General features: G+C 39.7%; 1 protein-coding gene and 1 pseudogene. One reads left to right on the plus strand and one right to left on the minus strand.

Translation table 11 applies throughout. From position 1 onward, the window contains the following. Window positions 1–203: pseudogene (locus BWI92_RS26670) on the plus strand (hypothetical protein); the annotation flags it as partial. Between the two features lie 34 nt (window positions 204–237). Here BWI92_RS26670 and BWI92_RS26675 read toward each other — a convergent pair. After that, window positions 238–930 carry a hypothetical protein gene (locus BWI92_RS26675; RefSeq protein WP_176464575.1) on the minus strand — a complete coding sequence of 231 codons (693 nt, stop codon included), beginning with the start codon at window positions 928–930 and terminating at the stop codon, window positions 238–240. Window positions 931–1,066: the final 136 nt, after the last annotated feature.

Raw genomic sequence — 1,066 nt, forward strand, 5'->3', positions numbered from 1 at the left:
TGTGAAAGACAATGACGTTTGGTCGTTGTTCTGCCCTCACGAATGCCAGGCATGGATGAATCTTACGGTGAAAAATTTGAAGAACTTTACACTAGCTACGAAAAGCAGGTAAGGCTCGTCGTGTGGTAAAAGCACAAGATTTATGGTTCGAAATTTTGGAAGCACAAACTGAGACAGGTACTCCGTTCATGCTTTTCAAAGAACCACTCGATGGTCCACTCATTAGCGTAACCACGGTCAAGCACATGTAGGATTGCCTTTTCCTACTTGTGCTTGTAGTTTTTCTAGCATCCGAAACATAATGTTTCGACCATATTCCTTGTATTTACCTCTGGTAGTCCACCAACTCATCTGACATACACTTACAGACTCACCCAAAGCTGAGAGCAACGTACTTGTCCAATGATAACCAGGAACACAAATACGTTTATTAGGAGGAGAATAGTATCCTTTTTTTATCCGTGTTAGTCGTTTTGCTTTTGAGCTTTCTACACTACAAAGCCCTTCCAAAAACCAAGATTCAGCCTTTTCTAGCCGACTATCATCCCAAAGCATTAGCGGACGTTTTCCCTGTTTTACTAACGATTCAAGCCTTTTTCGAGTTTGACTAAAGAGAAAATTATCAATGATAGTAGATGTCCATTTTTTGGAACGTAACAGATTACTGATGCGCTTTGTCCCAGCGGGAGCATGTGAAAAACCGCAAATATAGCCACCTAACTCACTAAGCAATAAGCCCATAGAGTTGTGTCGATGCAATAAAATGGCAACTATTAAATCGTAAAAAGTACGAACTAAACGCTTATCCAGAACAGAATCTAACGATAACTGGACGTCAGCAAGATAAAGGTCAAGTTTATGAAGAAGTAAATGAGAGAGTCTTGACTTACTCGATTTTATGTCATTATTTTGTAGAAATGCTTTATGCATAGAAACCTCCTGTTTGTTTGTGTTTGTCGTAATTCACAAAGTAAACAAGGAGGTTTCGTTTTTAAAAGTCTTCACGAAAAATTCGGGATGACTCATGTTTCTCATAGCGGGCGACTTAAGTCGCCCGCTATGAGAA

The sequence above is a fragment of the Flectobacillus sp. BAB-3569 genome, assembly GCF_002270355.1.
Taxonomy (GTDB): domain Bacteria; phylum Bacteroidota; class Bacteroidia; order Cytophagales; family Spirosomataceae; genus Flectobacillus; species Flectobacillus roseus.

Coding starts and splice junctions, on each gene's coding strand:
- BWI92_RS26675 (WP_176464575.1), bottom strand. CDS start 930: ATGCATAAAGCATTTCTACAAAATAATGACATAAAATCGAGTAAGTCA.